This is a genomic window from Mesorhizobium sp. M8A.F.Ca.ET.202.01.1.1 (assembly GCF_004791595.1).
Taxonomy (GTDB): Bacteria; Pseudomonadota; Alphaproteobacteria; order Rhizobiales; family Rhizobiaceae; genus Mesorhizobium.
In genome coordinates, this window is the sequence record NZ_SRUN01000271.1 from 1 (window position 1) to 291 (window position 291).

Here is a 291-nt window from a genome sequence, read left to right on the forward strand (position 1 = left end):
ACGCCGTCGCCGCCTGACGCCAGTTGACGCCAAGGATCGGCCGAGCCGGGCGACCGAAGGATTTTTCGGTCGCCGGCACGGCAAAACCATACGCCCGCAGCAGGCGATCGCCCTCGAAAGCGGTCTGCGCGCATACCGGCTCGACCTGACGGCGCAAGCGCCGGCTGACCTCAAGACCTTGTTCAAGGCTGAGGTTTCGGCGCTGCAGCTGGAGATCGGCTTCGGCGGCGGCGAGCATCTCCTGCACCGCGCCAAGGAAGCGCCAGAGACCGGCTTCATCGGCGTCGAGCC

Annotated in this window: 1 pseudogene; it reads left to right on the forward strand. The window is 67.7% G+C overall.

Annotation, left to right across the window (positions count from 1 at the left end):
- Positions 1-13: 13 nt before the first annotated feature.
- Positions 14-291: pseudogene (locus EN845_RS34810) on the forward strand (tRNA (guanosine(46)-N7)-methyltransferase TrmB); the annotation flags it as partial.